Here is a 17,082-nt window from a genome sequence, read left to right as displayed (position 1 = left end):
CACAAAGCCACATGATTGACAAATATATAATGGTTGAAAACATGTCGACTGTCTCCTTTTTTAAACCTTTTATTTACAGCTTGGGCTTTGTATTCTTTTTTCAAACAATTCTTGAAAAAAGAGGAATATCCAACTTCAGTCAAGAACTGAAAACTAAAGAAATTTTTACATGATGTGCTTATTAAGTGTCCAATAATTTTACAACCGTTGTACATAAACTATACAATACAGATGAACAGTCGTACAGCAACAGCTAAGAAACACTAGTAACTTTTTATAACCAATACCGAGGAGGAGTTTGATGAAGAAAAAAGTTTTAGTTGTAGGCGGCGGACTTGGAGGATTATCAGCAGCTCTTCGATTAGCAGCTGATGGACACGAGGTAACTGTACTCGAGAAAAATGAGCGTATTGGCGGTAAACTTAATCAGCGATCTGGTAAAGGGTACACGTTTGATACAGGGCCTTCGATCTTAACGATGCCTTGGGTGCTTGAACAGCTATTTGAATCTGCTGGAAAGAACATCCACGACTACATAAACATCCAGCGCATTGAACCACAATGGAGAACTTTTTTTGAAGATGGCACCGTTATTGATGTGACAAGCGATCTGCCTCAGATGCTAAAAGAAATTGGCAAAGTAAACCCGCAAGATGCGGCCTCATTTTTCAAATATCTCGATTATTGCAGCCAGATGTACGAGCTAAGCATGAAGAGCTTTTATAAGAAAAGCTTATCCGGATTGAACGATCTGCGTGCTCTTCATAGTTTCAAAGAACTTCTGGCCATGGATCCCGTTAAATCTATGGATCAGGCAACGAAGAAGTTTATTAAAGACAAGCATCTGCAACAACTATTTAATTTCTTCATCATGTATATCGGTTCCTCCCCTTACCAGGCTCCAGCTGTTCTCTCACAGCTGATTCATGTTCAATTAGGCCTTGGCATTTATTATGTTGAAGGCGGCATGTATAAAATCGCCGAATCTATTAAGAGTGTTTTACAAGAACTCAACGTTGATGTTCGAACGAACCATAAAGTGGCTGGCATTCTAACGGAAGGCACGACGGCTAAAGGCGTGAAGCTTGAGAACGGAGATGAGCTTTATGCAGATATCGTTGTATCTAACTTAGAAGCTATTCCAGCTTATAAGACGCTTCTCTCCAACCACCCACAGGCTAAAAAGGCGGCGGAAGACCTTAGCAAGTTTGAGCCAACCGTTTCTGGATTAGTACTGCTGCTCGGTGTCGATAAAAAGTACGATGAGTTTGCTCATCATAACTTCTTCTTCTCTCAAAGTCAGGAGAGAGAATTCGATCAGATCTTTAACACTGGCATTTTAGCTGATGACCCTACCGTGTATGTAGGTATTTCTTCAAAATCTGACCCTAGCCAAGCTCCTGAAGGGAAAGATAACTGGTTCGTCCTTACACATGTTCCGCCTTTAAAAGAAGGAGAAACATGGGAAAGTAACCTTGAAAGCTACCGTGAACTCGTCCTGAACAAGCTCGAAAGAATGGGAGCGACTGATCTAAGACAGCACGTAGAGTGGGAATACACCTTTACACCTGACACGTTAAAAGAGCTGTACGGACCGAATGGCGGTTCCATCTATGGCATTCGAACAGACCGGAAGATGAATGGTGGATTTAAGATTCCTAGCCGAAGCAATCAATTTACAAACCTATATTTTGTCGGAGGATCTACACACCCTGGAGGTGGTGTACCAATGGTAACGCTATCGGGTCAGCTGACAGCAGATTTAATTGGAGAAGATTTAAAAACAGTTTCAAAGGAGATCGGGTAATATTGCAAACAGCACATCATGGCACCATGGATAAAGTACTATTCCGGTTCTTTATCTTTTGGTACAGCGTAGGGTTAATACTTCTCGTTTTTGATATTCTCCCTCTATCTTTGGAGTGGGCAAACAGTGTGTTCTTGATATTGTGCGGCATTTTAGGAGGCCTTTATTTTTATCGGACATATGGTGTTTTCGGTGCCATTTTCACGGTCATTGTTCTGATCGGAAGTATTGTAGCAGAAAGTATCGGGGTAAAAACGGGTGTAATTTTCGGCCACTATGATTATAGCGACAAACTGGGATTAAAGTGGTTAAGTGTTCCGATAGCTATCGGCTTTGCGTGGGTGATGATATTAGCAGTCTCTCACGCACTCGCTGGTGGTATTGTAAAGCCGTTTCAAACTCAAGCAGCAATACGGCTGCCACTCTATATCATAACGGGTGCTCTCATTGCAGTTGTGATGGACGGTATCATTGATCCAGTAGCTTATCTTGTGAAAGGTTACTGGTTTTGGGATGGCTCCGGGGTTTATTATGGAATCCCTTTTCAAAACTTTGTTGGCTGGTTTCTTTTAGCTAGCTTGTTTCATGTCCTATTAGTGATTGGTTTATATGCTGCAAAGAAAACCAAAACGAGCACTCATCCATACTGGCATTCTCGCACTCTAGCTGTTTTCATCATGGTCATGAGCATGTTTATTTTGTTAGGATTCACATCACAACTTTACTTAGCATCTATCGGTGTGACGGCATTAAGTTTAGCCATATTGAGTTTGTATCGATTTAAAAATACACCATTAGAGCTTCATAACAACACAGCATACAGTCCTGGAAAAAGGTGATATTCTTGATAGTCTTCTTTATTGCGCTTTCCTTAACCTTTTTGGCAGCAACAATCATAAATAGTTTCTTTTTACCCTCTCTAAAAAAGCCCTCACCAAGGGCTGATCATTCAGAGAGGGTTGCTGTTTTTGTACCGATGCGTAATGAAGAGGGAAATGTCGCCGGACTTGTCTCTACACTTAAAGGACTGACGTATCGTAACATTTCGTTTTCAATTTTAGATGATCACTCTGATGATGGTACATATAAGAAGCTTCTTGAGCAAATTGATGGTGACGAGCGTTTTACGGTTATACAAGGTAAGCCGCTCCCCTCTGGTTGGGCTGGAAAAGTTCATGCTTGCCACCAGCTTAGTCAATCAGATTCAAGCGATTACCTGCTGTTTGTAGATGCAGATGTTCGGCTGCATCCCCAAACGATTCAAGCTTCACTCACATTATTAAAAAAACGCAAAGCCAGTCTGCTTTCAGGTTTTCCAAGATTCCCTGTTTCCTTGTTTTTCGAGAAACTTATTGTTCCACTGCAGCATTTCGTAATACTGTTTCATCTGCCTCTCTTTCTTGCAAATTTAACGAAGTGGCCTCCAGCAACAGCCGCACACGGAGCGTTTATGCTGTTTAAAAGTGAGGCATATCACGGTATAGGCGGTCATGCTGTGATAAAAAGTTCGCTCGTAGATGACGTAGACTTAGCAAAAGCAATGAAACGATCAAATTACCGTGTTGTGCTTGCAAACGTTACGGGGTACGTTTCTTGTTATATGTACCGCAGCAATAAAGAAGTATGGAACGGATTTACGAAGAATCTTTTTCCAGGGTTAGGGCGATCTATCTTACTCGTTATATTTTTATCTCTCTTTTATAGCGTCTTTTACATAGCACCATTACTGTTATCGATTTACGGCATCGTCACTCATCAACTGTTATGGGTCATGCCGTACCTGCTCACCGTAATGCAAAAGGCATATGTGGACTTATTGACGGGACAAAGACCATTCCTTTCCTTGCTCATGCCGTTATCAGCTATAGGATTGGTGGTTCTTATGAACGCCTCTATGTGGCGCGGGCTAAAAAAACAAGGCTACGAATGGAAGGGGCGTCTTTATCAATGAAAAAAATTGCAGTTATCGGAGGCGGCCTCGGCGGTTTGTCAGCCGCTATTTCACTTGCTGTGCAGAATTGCGAAGTTCATGTTTATGAAAAAAACGATCATTTTGGCGGAAAATTGATGCCTGTTACTTTAGGTACCCACACGTTTGACTTTGGACCGAACACGATCACGATGCCACAAGTTTTTGACCAAGTATTTATAGATGCTGGTGAGAATCCTAGAGACTATTTCGAATGGATACCATTAAAAACACATACTCGGAACATAAGCAGCAGCGGTGAAGTGTTTGATATGTCTACTGACCTGGATGAAGTGGTGAGTCAGCTTCATAAACTTGATTCATATGCTGCACAAAAATATCCTGAATACCTTGATGAAGTAACGCGTTTGTATCATTTAGCTGAAAAAGAATTTTTCCCAAGAACATTTACAAGTATGAAAGACTACCTGTCTCCTTCTCTTTTTCGCGCCTTTATGAAGGTAAGGCCGATGCAAAATATGGATAGCTTCCACAAGGCGTATTTTAAGCATCCTCTGCTTCTCCAAACCTTTAACCGTTATGCGACCTATATTGGTTCGTCACCTTTCCATGCTCCTGCGACGTTTGCATTAATTGCATACCTAGAGATGATTCAAGGTGTGTATTACGTTAAAGGAGGCAATGTAAAAATCGCTGAAAGTATGGCGCAGTTAGCAGAAAAACGCGGTGTTCATCTGCATTCAGGTGTTGAGGTTAAAAAAATTCACGTGAAGAACAATCACGCTAAAACACTTATACTATCGAATGGTGATGAAGTTGAATTTGATGCCGTTGTAATGAACGGTGATCTATTAGAAGCGTATCCCAAGCTCGTAGAAGAGCACTATAGACCTTCTATGACGAATAAGAAAGTAGAGAGTTACTCTCCTTCAATCTCTGCCTTTGTGCTGTTAGCAGGTCTAAACAAAAGGCTGGATAAAATGCTTCACCATCAAGTGTATTTTTCAAAAGACTACAGACAAGAATTTGAGACTTTGTTTAATGGCAAGTATCCAGAAGATCCAACGATTTATATCTCAAATTCCTCCGTAACAGACCCCTCCGTTTCACCTGACGGGGACAATCTGTTTATTTTGGTTAACGCGCCACCCATTCGTAATAACCAACAAGAGAATAATGTTGAATATGAACGTTACAAAAACCTTGTATATGATCGCTTAGAATCGTTCGGTCTGAACATCAGACCACATATCGTTCAGGAAAGAATGATCACTCCGCATGATATTCAGCGTAAATTCGGAGCGTTTCGAGGGGCATTATACGGTATATCCGCTAATGAACGAAAAAACACATTTTTGCGCCCTTCTAACCGTACTAAGGATATTAACAACTTGTTTTTCGCTGGAGGTACGACACATCCTGGCGGCGGCTCTCCGATGGTAATCATCAGCGGCCGCAATGTCGCCCGTGAAGTGCTAAAGCAGTGGGGGTCAGTCCCCACACAATTATCATAAATCTTCAAAAATGAGCAAACGCCCTCTGGCGATTGCTCATTTTTCATTACTTCTTTCATACACTTTCCATTTTGTGGTACACTATTTTCTAAAACTATATTGGGGGATGGAACATGGAAGTTCGACTGTTAAAACCCGAAGACGCAGAAGCCTACTGGGAGCTTCGCCTAGAGGCACTGAAATTAAGCCCCGAAGCTTTCTCTTCAAGCTATGAAGAAGCATTGCAAAGAAAAGAACCAATAAAGCAAGTAGCAGAAAGATTACAAGAAGAGGGAAGCTACACATTTGGTATGTTTGATAAAGGGAAACTCATCGGCAACGTTACCTTAGTTCAAGAAAAAGTGTTAAAGATGCAGCATAGAGGCAACATTTATGCCATGTATGTAAGTACCGAGAACCGTAAAGCAGGAGCAGGAAAGGCTCTCATGAAAACTGCCATCGAGCACGCAAAAAGCATTCCTGTTATTGAAAAATTAAATCTAACCGTGGCAGCTGATAATCAAAAAGCAAAAAATCTGTATACCTCACTAGGCTTTAAAACATATGGATACGAAGAAAAAGCACTAAAAGTGGATGGTCAGTTTTTAGACGAAGAACATATGGTGTTGTTTCTCTAGTATTGATTTATAAGTTTGCAGCGGTTTCGTTGTTGTTCTTGTAGGGGTTGATTTCCGTTCAGGTGCTCGCTTTCCGCGGGGCAGGCGGTGAGCCACATTTGTACGTTTCACTCTTAAGTGTCTCACCTGCCCGCCTGTCCCGCAGGAGTCTCGCACCTTCCACTTCAATCAACAAGACAACATTTGAAAGCAATAGAAAAGAGCGCTTTAAAAAGTATAGATACACAGAAATAACAAAAAAGCTGAAAAACAGCTCCCCTGAACCTGTTTTCCAGCTCTTTTTATGTTGTGTTTCCTATATCTGTTAACTGAAGAGTTTTTGCCCTTCTCTTCCTTGACAAGTTGATTGGAGCGCAAGGTGCGAGACTCCTGGGGGAACAGCGGGACAGGTGAGACTCCTAACAGCGCAAAGCGCTAGGAGGCTCACCGCACGCCCCCCAGAAAGCGAGCATCCTGGAGCAGAAATCAACTCTTTCAAGAGCTTCCTAAAATAACAAAACTAAATAATCATTTCACAGCAATCTTCTTTAAAAGATCTCCTTTTTCCTCACTCGATACAAATGCTCTGCTGCTAAACACTTTATATTTTTGCTTGCGGATTTTGTTTAAAATCTCCCTATAATAAATGGCCGCCAGCTGAACAGGCATCCTTGCATCGATCGGATAATGCTCCAGTGTTTCGTTAAACTTCGCATAAAACACCTCCGCACGAAGCGCTATGCTTTCCCATGCAGCAATAAATCGATTATCGACCACTTCTTTTTTCAAGTCATCTTCTGTATAGCCATGTTCAGCCATTACGCTTAAAGGCAAATACACTCGACCACGATCTAAGTCTTCTCTAACATCACGCAGTACATTTGTAAACTGCATCCCAATCCCAAGAGAAATAGCACCTTCCCGAAGGACATCTTTATGTTCAGGAGCAAGAATTGGCAACAGCATCAAGCCAACCGTGCTAGCCACATGGTAAGAGTAGTATTCCAACTCTTCTATGGTTACATAATGCGTCTTGTATAGATCCATTTCTTGTCCTTTGATCATATCCAGAAACGCTTGTTCATCCATCTCGAACTGCTGAAAAACATGCTGCAGTGCGATCCACATTGGTTCGGATGCAGGAATTTCCCCTTTTAGGAACTGCTGAAACTGTACTTTGAAAATAGCAAGCTCTTCTAGGGGCCGCTCACCTTCATCTACAATATCATCTACAGTTCTGCAAAATGAGTAAACGGCCCAAACGGCACGTCTCTTCTCTTCAGGCAAAAATGAAAATGCTTTATAGAATGTTTTAGAATGAATTTTAATGACTTCTTCACAATAAGAATAAGATTCCTGAACCGTTACCAATTGTTTCACGCCCTTTCAAGATATTTTGCGAGATGTTTTGCACTCTGCATTACGATTGGTACACCTCCACCTGGATGTATGGATGCACCAACTGCATACAAATTTTCATATGGCAGAGGTTTAATCTGAGGCCGAAACACACCAGATTGTTTTAACGTTGGAGCAATACCGAAGCTGCCTCCCTGGTACAACCCATCTGTGAGTGCGTCATTTGGTGTTCGAATCTCTTTCCAAACAATAGCTTCCTTTAACCCTGGATATCCTCTGTCTTCCAGTCGATCCAAAATAAAATCAGCGTAAGCTTGCTTTTCAGACTCCCAATCCACCGTATCACCTGATGGAACAGGAACGAGCACGTAAAGTACACTTTTTCCTTCAGGTGCAAGAGAAGGATCTATCTTAGAAGGATAAAACGTATAGATTGCGGGATCTCTCGGCAGATTTTTACGCACAAAGACTTCTTGCATATGTTCGTCAAAGAAATCAGTCATAAAGAACTGATGCACATCTGCTTCGTCATATGTCTGATCAAGCCCTAGGTACAACAGAAAGCATCCGGAAGAAGATTCGAAGGTTTTTTTAATTGGCTTAGGACCTGGAATGAGATTATGAATTCCTGGAAAGTCACCATTGTAAATAACCATATCGTGCAATTGAGTGCCTTCCTTTGTGACCACACCGTTACATGCATTTCCTTTTAAAGATAAGGATTTCACAGGAGTATTCACTTTAATATGCACACCTTGTTCATCAAGTCTTTTTTGTAATAAATCTACGATACTTGCATATCCGCCTTTTACATACCAGATGCCATGAGCATGCTCGCTGAACGGTACGAGCGAGTACATGGCAGGGGAATTTTCAGGTGATCCGCCAATATACAGTGTCTGAAACGAAAAAGCCTCCTGCATTCTAGGATGATTAAAATAAGCTTCTGCTAGTTTTTTAACGGATTGATAGGCTTTCAGTTTTGTAAGTGTATGCAGATTTTTAGGTGTCCAAAAATCCCTCTTGTTCACAAAGGAACGGTCCAAGAATGCTGTTTTTCCTTGATGGAAACGTTCATACATATCCGTTACATATCTCAAAAAACCTTGTTCTTCACCAGGATACATTCTAGTAATTTCATTCAACTGTCCAGGAAGATCACTTCTTTTATAAAAGTGAGATCCATCTGGATAGTTCAACTTGTACATAGGGTTGCAAGGAATCAATTCTAATTCTTCACGCCCAATGCCAATCTCACCTAAGATTTCATAAATCATCTCAGGCAGCAGAACGATGGTTGGTCCGCTATCAATTCTGTATCCCTCTTTTTTAAAAAAGTTCAGTCTGCCGCCTAGGCTAGAGCTTTTCTCATAGACCGTAACTTCTTTACCTTGCTTTTTTAAGTAGAGTGCCGTAATTAAGCCGCCTATTCCTCCGCCAACTATCCCAGCATTCATACTGATTTAACCTCCATAGCACTATGTTTTTCTGTCATCATTCTTGTCGTAATCCGAGCCGATTCCATAATGGTAGGCAAACCGCTGCCGGGGTGTGTTCCTCCACCTACGAGCCACAGCCCTTCTACCTCTTTTTGTTTATTGTGCGGTCTCAAGTACATCATTTGAGTTAATTGATGCCCGAGGTTAAACGTTGCTCCCTTATAAACTTGAAGCTGCGTTTCCCAATCAAGCGGAGTGAACAAATGCTCTGTTTCAATATGCTTCTCCAAATCTTTAAACTCTGTTCGTTCCTGAAGCTGCTGAAGAACCAGTTTTCTAAACTCATGCTTGTGCTGTTCCCAGTCAATCATACTGAAGTTATTAGGAACTGGTGCTAAGATGTATAGAGCCGACTTCCCTTCAGGAGCAAGCGTTGGATCTGTAACAGAAGGGTTATGAATATAAATGGATGGGTCTTGAGATAAGATTTTTTTCTTCGTAATCTCTTCGACGTTTTTTCTATAGTCTTCTGAAAAAACAATAGTATGATGAGGCAGATCGTATTTTTTATTCACGCCAACATATAGCATAAACGCCGAGCAAGAATAGCTCTTCTTCATCAATTTGTCGCTCGTATACTTCTTCGTAGAGCCTTTAGGCATCAACTTTTCCATGGCGTGTGCAAAGTCTGCATTAACGATTACTTCATCGGCATACACCGTTTCACCTGAATCCAGCTGAAGCCCCTTAACTTTCCCTTTTTCAATAGCCAGCTCTTTCACTCCACATGACGTAATGACTTTTCCGCCATACTCTTTGATGACGTTTACCATTGCTTCTGTGATCTTATTAACACCGCCGACAGGATGATACACCCCATATGCGTGTTCCATATAAGATAAAATCGTAAACGCACCAGGACATTCCCACGGTGACATACCTAAATATTTGGCCTGAAACGTGAAAGCAAGACGCAGCCTTTCGTCTGAGAAATAAGTGGAGAGCTGATCATGCAGAGAATCCGCAATCGTTAGCTTTGGTAATGCTTTAATAAATTTAAGCTGCAGATAATCCAAAAGCGAATCATGCTTGTTTTGCAAAATAGGCATTAACGCTTCAAACTTTTCTTTTTCTTTCTTCATGAAACGTCTGTAACCTTCGCCATTACCTGGAAAAGCTTCTTCAATGTTTTGATACATAACCGATTGATCTGTCGTAGCATCTATTACGGCATCTTTAAATTTAAGCTGATACATCGGCTCAAGCTTTTTTAATTCTATATAATCTTCTAATCGCCGGCCGGCTAGGTGAAACATTTCCTCCAAGATGTGAGGCATGTTCAGAAAAGTAGGACCTCGATCAAACGTATAACCATCTTTATGTAAAGCAGAAGTACGTCCTCCGATAAACGGTTGCTTCTCGTATACTGTTACTTGATAACCTTTGCTGGCTAAAAGCATCCCTGCCGTCAACCCACCAGGTCCCGCACCAATTACAGCTACAGATTTCACGTTTACATACCTTCCTTCTACCTTTACAAAATATATACATAGTATTATACAAAAATTATACGATGAGTGTTCAACGATTGGCAAATTTAAAAGATATAAAAAAGCACACTCAAAAACAAGTTCTCATGATGTGTGCGAATTCACATATGGTATGTAAGTAGTTTCGACGGAAAAGATGGAAAACCTTCTCAAATACTTAAATGAAATAAACTTTAAACATAAAACATAAAACTCGACAAATTAAAAAAAGCCTGCAGATTCTGCAGGCTTTTCGAATATTATTCTTTTGAATGTCTTTCTTTATGATTAAGATAGTCTTCTTCTTCATTTTTCGGCTTTTTCTTTCTAGCTTTTCGAACGATCAGTATAACAATAATGACTACTAATAATAAGCTGACATTAAAGAAGCCGCCTAAAAACCGAAAAAGATCAGACATAAAGTTATCCATGCTGCTTCACCTCTTCTCAGCATTTTCCCCTTTATAACCAATTTTAAACCGGCTGTTCATCAAACATCATTTTTAAAGGTAAGGTTACACTTACTTTTGTTCCCTTGCCCAGCTTGCTTGTATAATCCACTCTTCCCCCCATAGACTCAATGATGCGAGCAGACACCATGGTGCCTAATCCAGTGCCTTTTTCTTTTGTTGAAAAAAACAGAGAACCTACACGCGAAAGCTGTTCCTTTGTCATTCCTTTCCCCGTATCCCTTATAATCATCTTTACATGTTCTCCATCTTCAATGAGCTTAATCGAAACTCGCCCTTCTTTTGGAGTTGCTTCAACAGCATTTTTCAAAATATTGATCAGCGCTTGTTTTAATTGATTACGATCCGTGGTAATAACAGCATCTGATTCTATGGTATGAGTCAGCGATATCCCTTCTTTTAGAGCATAAGGATTTAATAGAATACTTAATTCCATAACAAGAAGCGGAAGAGAAAACGATTCAATCTTCTTAAATTCTGGTTTAGCAAAATTCAAATAATCACTTATAATGTTCTCCGCTCTTCCCAGCTCACTTAAAATGAGGGGATAATAATTCTTATGCCGTTCGTCCTCACCTTCCATTAACTGTAGAAAGCCTTTGACAACCGTTAAAGGATTTCGAACTTCATGAGCGATTGAGGCTGCAAGTTCACCGAGCGTGTGCTGCTTTTCAGAGCGCCTGATCTCATCTTTCATCAGATTACGCTCAATCACAGCTTCATTTAAAATAGCGGTAAGAACAACAGTTATTATTTGTATCATGCCAAAAACGGTTATGTATAAAAGCAATACTTGATTAAGTTCGACGAACCCTTTATTAAAGTAAAGGTAAATCAAGAGGATGATAAGCTGAACAAAAGCTGGCCAAGACCCTATGATAATAGAGAGAGAGATTCTTTTTTTCGGTGGGGATTTCCAAAAATAATTATACATTAAGTATGGGACCGCACATGAAAGCACTGCCGTTATGTAAGCTAAAAAGAGTGTTTCCCCGCCCATCGATGTTCTTGTTATCATAAGCGCAGTGATCGTGATTATCCCAGAGATCGGACCACCGTAAAAGAAAGCCAAAACGACTGGAACATAACGCAAATCCCAGTATAGCGATGCATCATAATAAGCAAAGTACATACTAAGAGATGCCGATGCTCCGTATAAGAAACCTAAAAAGTATGGGGATTTTCCAATTTTTCGATTTTCGATCATTAAGCTATAGATTAATACTGGTACAAGTACAATTAATACATGTAAAAGCAGCTTTTCTACAATCATCGTCTACTCCCCAGTTCAAATGGCTTGTCTAAAGAATACGACAAAAAAAGGGTGATTCCTCCAAGAATCTCCCTTTTTTTATGACTAAAGCATTGTTTTTATAAGACTTAAGTAGTAATTATCGACAGCGTTAAGCATCTTGCTTCAGCTGGCTATGATACAAAGAATAATAGAACTTTTTATTATTCAACAATTCTTCATGAGTTCCTTTTTCAAATATTCCCCCGTCCTGGAGAACAAGAATCTGATCGGCTTGCTGTATCGTATTCAATCTGTGTGCAATAACAAAACTCGTTCTCCCTTGCATCAAACGCTGCAAGGCTTCTTGGATTTTCATCTCTGTAATCGTATCTATAGAGCTTGTTGCTTCATCTAAAATAAGAAGAGAAGGGTCTGCTAAAATGGCTCGTGCAATTGATAAGAGCTGTTTTTGGCCTTGACTGATGCCGCTTCCCTCTTGGTTCAATACCGTTTTGTAGCTCTTTGGCAGTTTTGTAATAAACGAATGAGCATTAGCCATTTTAGCAGCTGCAATAACTTCCTCGTCTGTAGCATTTAATCTTCCATACCGTATATTTTCAAGTATCGTTCCTTCAAACAAAAACGAATCTTGCAGTACAAATCCCATATGACTTCGAAGAGAGCTGCGTTTTACTTTCTTTATATCGTTCCCATCAATCAGGATCTGACCAGAATCTGCATCATAAAACCGTGAAAGCAGGTTCACAATTGTCGTCTTACCCGCACCAGTCGGACCAACTAGGGCAACTGTTTCTCCTTCTTTTACAGAAAAACTCAATCCGCTTACCGTGTTCTCATCTTTTTCATAGGAAAAAGCAACGTCAATAAATTCTACTTTTCCTTTTACAGAAGACAGCTCAATAGCACCTGTCTCATCCATTTCTTCTTGTGATTCATCTAGAATCTCAAAAACCCTTTCTGCCCCTGCAACAGCTGACAAAAGCGTATTAAACTGGTTCGCCAGATCATTAAGAGGCCGTGTGAACTGTCTCGAATACTCAACAAATATGACGATTACACCGATGGATACTTTTCCATTCAGAGCAAGAACTCCCCCGATCCCCGCGATTAAAGCAAAGCTTCCATTGTTTAGAACGTTCATCAATTTAGGAATAAAACCCGAGAACGTCTGAGCCCAATACCCCGACTCTTTCAAGCGTTCATTTTTTACCATAAATTCTTCAATGACTCTCTTTTCCTGTGAAAAAGATTTTACAATGCGCTGTCCAGAAGTGATTTCTTCAATATAACCGTTGATCTCACCCAAATTTCTTTGCTGTTCTTTAAACCTTGCACCTGTTCTTTTTGTAATCCACTTTAATCCAAAGAACATCAAAGGGACGATCGATAGGGAGATGAGCGTTAGAATAGGACTTAAATAAATCATTACACCAACAGTTCCAATCAGCGTGAGGATGCTGGAGAACACTTGAATGAAGGAACTATTTAATGTTGAACTGACATTTTCAATATCGTTTGTAATCCGGCTCATCAATTCACCGTGCTGCCGTTTATCGAAAAATGAAATCGAGAGCCGATGAAATTGATTAAATAAATCATTTCTCATTTTTAATACGGTATCCTGTGCAATTCCAATCATCCAATAGTTTTGCAGCCAGATGGAAAGAGATTGACCGACAAAGACAAAAACAAGGCCGATCAGCAATTTATTTAATCCGTCCATATTCTCTTTTACAATATAAGAATCAATAGCCATTCCGATTAAAAAAGGTCCGAGCAAGCTTAATGCAGAGCTTATGATCACCATAAGCAGCACCAGACTTAACAGCCATTTCTGACTAGAAAAATAGCTTCCAATACGCCTTATTGTACTTGCCCAGTTTTTCGGTTTTACTTTCTCTCCAAATAAATGATTATGTGGATGAGGTCTGTTTGAACCCTTTGACATGCTGAAAGTCCTCCTCCCCAAACTGAGATTGAACGATTCTGACATACAGCTGTGATGTTTTAAGGAGTTCTTCATGTGTTCCCCAGGCCTCAACAGCACCATCATCTAAAAGCAGAATATGATCGGCTTCCATTGCTGTACTTATTTTTTGCGTAATAATAAACGTTGTACATGAATAGGTTCTTAACGCCTTTAACAGCTTTGCTTCTGTCTTAAGATCCAGTGCACTTGTGCTGTCATCCAGCATTAAAATTTTCGGTTTGCGGACTAACGCTCTAGCAATGGACAATCTTTGTTTTTGCCCGCCAGAAAGGTTAACACCCCGTTGTCCTACTCTTGTATCATATTGATTTGGCAGTTTTTCTACTGTCTCATGAATTTGAGCATCTTTAGCTGCGGAAATAATTTCATTTTGACTTGCTCCTTCTTTTCCCCAGCCGATGTTTTCAGAAATTGAACCTGTAAATAGCACTGCTTCCTGTGGAACAACACCAATTCCTTTTCGGAGTGTCTCAATCGGATAATCCTTTACATTATTACCGTCAACGAGCACTTCACCGGCTGTAACATCATAAAGTCTAGGCACCAGCTGAAAAAGCGAGGTTTTTCCAGAACCCGTTGAACCAAGGATCGCTAACGTCTCTCCTGGCTTTACTGAAAAAGATAAATTTTGCAGAACAGGCACATCACTTTCCGGATAGCTAAAAGAAACATTCTTAAATTCTACTGCTCCTTGTTTCATTGATAGTGACTGATCAGTTTCTGCAGCTTCGATCAGATCCACTTCCGTATCCAGTACTTCACCGATACGCTGAGCTGACGCTTTTGCACGAGAAAAAGCCATTATAATAAAAGAAATGATCGTCAAAACTGATGAAATTCTGAAAGAGTAGTTTATGATTGCAACAACTTCCCCTACCTCAATCGTGCCAAAATTCACCTGTCGGCTTCCGAACCAAAGAATGAACAGAATTCCAATATTCATAACAAACAACAAGACCGGAATTGAAACTTCTATTAATCGAAGAGATGAAACAGTACGTACTTTTAAATCGCCGCTCGCCTGTTCAAAGCGGTCTTTTTCGAAGTCTCTTCTCAGAAAAGCCTTAATTAACCGCATTCCCATTAAGTTTTCACGCATAACACGATTCACGCCATCCAGCTTATCTTGCACATCCCGAAACATGCTGCCGGCAGTTCCAAGAACCCATTTTAGAAAAAACAATAGAAACGGCAATGCCACTACTAAAACCATAGCCAGCTTCCAATTGACGATAAGAGACATGATCACTCCACCTGCTAATAAAAGCGGTGCTCTCAGCATGATCCGCAAACTCATAAATACGGTATTCTGAAGCTGTGTCACATCATTGGTCATCCTTGTGATTAAAGATGAAGCAGGAAATTTATTAAAATTCACAAACGAAAAAGACTGCACCTTTTCAAACACGAGCCGCCTTATATCAAAACCGTAGTTTTGACTGACATGAGCTGAGAAAAACGAGTTCGCAATTCCTGCTGCAAAAGCAACTAATGCAAGACCAAACATCACTGTTCCCCAAAACTTAACCACACTCAAATCACTTTTTAAAATACCGTCATCAATGATCTTTGCCATTATTAATGGCTGCAGTAGTTCAACTCCCAGTTCCATTAGAGTCAAAAAAAGAGCTGCTCCGATCGCGAACCGGTACGCTTTTAAATAAGAAAACACTCTCCACATAAGTTAGCCCCCGAACGTCACCGATGTTTAACAAACTTAACAATCTACTTCTATTTTATCCTTTTTTATGAAAATAATTAACTATTTCGACTTCTCTTGATCATTAATGAAGATGAGGGTTGTTGATTTCCGTTCCAGGATGCTCGCTTTCCGCGGGGCGTGCGGTGAGCCACTTGCCGCTTTGCACCCTTAAGTGTCTCACCTGCCGAGTCAAGAAAGTATTCTTGCTCCTGCGTCTACAAGTAATGCTACCGTAGTAAGCTTCCTCGTCGCATACCTAGCGAGAAGTCTTTCAGGTGGTAGGTACGCACCTTGCACTCCAATCAACTTGTCAAAGGAGAGAATTGAACAAAATGCCTCTAGCAACAATCTTTAAAAAGAGACTTTGCAAACGAAAACCCGCTAGTATGTTAGCGGGTTTTCTCGGTCACATCTTCTTCTCCATTCACTTCAATGTCAGCTTCTTTCGGCCACGTCTTCACATGGTCCGTTTCCAGAATTCCCATTGTAACGTCACCGATATCAGGGTCTTCTAGCAGCGTATCTCTTACACGGAATTTTATATCATCAGCATCAGCCAGCGTAAATCCTTCTTTTAGCTCGATGTAGCTTTCAACATGATATCTTCGCCCTTCTTGCAGAATACGAAGTTCCTTAATATCTACAACGTCCTTATCTGAAAGAATCGTCTCTGCAATTCGGTCTTCCACCACTTTTGGTGCAGCGACACCGATTAACCCTCGAGTGTTTTCGATGCCAAGTTTAAACGCTACAACTACAAGCAACATACCAATTAACAGTGTTCCGATTCCGTCCAGAATATAGGCACCCGTTAAGTCTGCAAGTACGATTGAAATCAGAGCAAGCAATGCACCTGATGTGGCAATTAAATCTTCGTAAAAAACTAAGCGGGTTGGCGGTGCAGCCAGGGCAACATTTTTAAAGGATTCTTTTACGATTCCTAGCCCTGTCGCATCACTGCGTGTTTCATGTACGATTTCCTTCATCGCTTTTATTAAAATAAATCCATCAACCACGATGGCTAATACCATGATTCCAATATTTAATAATAGATTTGTAGAAGGATGCGGATCTTGTATGAGCTTCCACCCTTTTAATATCGTTTCGTAAGCCATGATTGAAACGACGATCACAGCAACCAGTACGAAAAGATTAACAACACGGCCGAAGCCTGACGGAAATTTCTTGGTAGGTTCTTTTTCAGAAAGAGCACTTCCGAAAAAGACGAATCCCTGGTTTAAGGCATCTGCAGCTGAATGCAGTGTTGTCGCAAACATGGCACCACTTCCACTAACTGCGGCAGCAATTCCTTTAGCGATAGCGAGTACGGTGTTTCCTAATGCGGCAATTCCAGACGACTTATTTCCTTTTTTAAGTAGATTGATCAAAGGTCTGCCTCCACTCCTGTTATGTCTTTTCTATAAGAATTCCTGTAATGAAGGTAATTTAAACCCATAAAGAAAACAGGCTGTAAAAAACAGCCTGTTTTAA

At 40.5% G+C, this 17,082-nt stretch carries 14 protein-coding genes; 5 read left to right on the top strand and 9 right to left on the bottom strand.

The window, feature by feature from the left end; genetic code table 11:
* The first annotated feature begins 301 nt into the window (after nucleotides 1–301).
* The 5 genes from P8610_RS10670 to P8610_RS10650 all read left to right on the top strand — a co-directional run bounded on the left by P8610_RS10670 (nucleotide 302) and on the right by P8610_RS10650 (nucleotide 5,868).
* Nucleotides 302–1,807: a phytoene desaturase family protein gene (locus tag P8610_RS10670; protein WP_289497203.1), complete on the top strand. Its 1,506-nt coding sequence runs from the start codon at nucleotides 302–304 to the stop codon at nucleotides 1,805–1,807.
* Between the two features lie 2 nt (nucleotides 1,808–1,809).
* Nucleotides 1,810–2,646 carry a carotenoid biosynthesis protein gene (locus P8610_RS10665; protein WP_394604374.1) on the top strand — a complete coding sequence of 279 codons (837 nt, stop codon included), beginning with the start codon at nucleotides 1,810–1,812 and terminating at the stop codon, nucleotides 2,644–2,646.
* A complete protein-coding gene (locus P8610_RS10660; protein ID WP_394604373.1) occupies nucleotides 2,643–3,758 on the top strand; it encodes a glycosyltransferase in 1,116 nt (371 codons plus the stop codon). Before P8610_RS10665 ends, P8610_RS10660 begins: the two co-directional genes overlap by 4 nt.
* Complete coding sequence (locus tag P8610_RS10655; protein ID WP_394604372.1) at nucleotides 3,755–5,251, top strand: phytoene desaturase family protein; 1,497 nt, start codon at nucleotides 3,755–3,757, stop codon at nucleotides 5,249–5,251. Before P8610_RS10660 ends, P8610_RS10655 begins: the two co-directional genes overlap by 4 nt.
* Nucleotides 5,252–5,364: 113 nt before the next feature.
* Nucleotides 5,365–5,868, top strand: coding sequence for a GNAT family N-acetyltransferase (locus P8610_RS10650; protein ID WP_394604371.1), 504 nt, complete (start codon nucleotides 5,365–5,367; stop codon nucleotides 5,866–5,868).
* On the opposite strand, the gene P8610_RS10645 is transcribed toward P8610_RS10650, so the two are convergent.
* The 9 genes from P8610_RS10645 to P8610_RS10605 form a co-directional block, all read right to left on the bottom strand.
* On the bottom strand, nucleotides 5,836–6,024 hold the full coding sequence (locus tag P8610_RS10645) for a hypothetical protein (RefSeq protein WP_394604370.1): 189 nt from the start codon (nucleotides 6,022–6,024) through the stop codon (nucleotides 5,836–5,838). The genes P8610_RS10650 and P8610_RS10645 overlap by 33 nt on opposite strands.
* 351 nt (nucleotides 6,025–6,375) lie before the next feature.
* Nucleotides 6,376–7,218, bottom strand: coding sequence for a phytoene/squalene synthase family protein (locus P8610_RS10640; RefSeq protein WP_394604369.1), 843 nt, complete (start codon nucleotides 7,216–7,218; stop codon nucleotides 6,376–6,378).
* 5 nt (nucleotides 7,219–7,223) lie between these two features.
* Nucleotides 7,224–8,663: a phytoene desaturase family protein gene (locus tag P8610_RS10635; RefSeq protein ID WP_394604368.1), complete on the bottom strand. Its 1,440-nt coding sequence runs from the start codon at nucleotides 8,661–8,663 to the stop codon at nucleotides 7,224–7,226.
* Nucleotides 8,660–10,156, bottom strand: a complete 1,497-nt coding sequence (locus tag P8610_RS10630) for a phytoene desaturase family protein (RefSeq protein WP_394604367.1) — start codon at nucleotides 10,154–10,156, stop codon at nucleotides 8,660–8,662. Before P8610_RS10630 ends, P8610_RS10635 begins: the two co-directional genes overlap by 4 nt.
* Nucleotides 10,157–10,434: 278 nt before the next feature.
* The gene (locus P8610_RS10625) at nucleotides 10,435–10,605 is read right to left on the bottom strand and encodes a hypothetical protein (RefSeq protein WP_394604366.1); all 171 of its coding nucleotides are present in this window, start codon (nucleotides 10,603–10,605) and stop codon (nucleotides 10,435–10,437) included.
* 43 nt (nucleotides 10,606–10,648) lie between these two features.
* Nucleotides 10,649–11,917 (bottom strand): ATP-binding protein, encoded by a 1,269-nt coding sequence (locus P8610_RS10620; protein WP_394604365.1) that lies wholly within the window; start codon nucleotides 11,915–11,917, stop codon nucleotides 10,649–10,651.
* A 130-nt stretch (nucleotides 11,918–12,047) separates the two neighbouring features.
* Nucleotides 12,048–13,847, bottom strand: a complete 1,800-nt coding sequence (locus P8610_RS10615) for an ABC transporter ATP-binding protein (RefSeq protein ID WP_394604364.1) — start codon at nucleotides 13,845–13,847, stop codon at nucleotides 12,048–12,050.
* The gene (locus P8610_RS10610; protein WP_394604363.1) at nucleotides 13,813–15,570 is read right to left on the bottom strand and encodes an ABC transporter ATP-binding protein; all 1,758 of its coding nucleotides are present in this window, start codon (nucleotides 15,568–15,570) and stop codon (nucleotides 13,813–13,815) included. Before P8610_RS10610 ends, P8610_RS10615 begins: the two co-directional genes overlap by 35 nt.
* 410 nt (nucleotides 15,571–15,980) lie before the next feature.
* A complete protein-coding gene (locus P8610_RS10605) occupies nucleotides 15,981–16,979 on the bottom strand; it encodes a cation diffusion facilitator family transporter (protein WP_394604362.1) in 999 nt (332 codons plus the stop codon).
* Nucleotides 16,980–17,082 lie beyond the last annotated feature (103 nt).

The sequence above is a fragment of the Fictibacillus sp. UD genome, from assembly GCF_043558025.1.
Classification (GTDB): Bacteria; Bacillota; Bacilli; order Bacillales; family Fictibacillaceae; genus Fictibacillus.
Note: the sequence above shows the minus strand (reverse complement) of the source record. Positions and strands in the feature narration are given on the sequence as shown.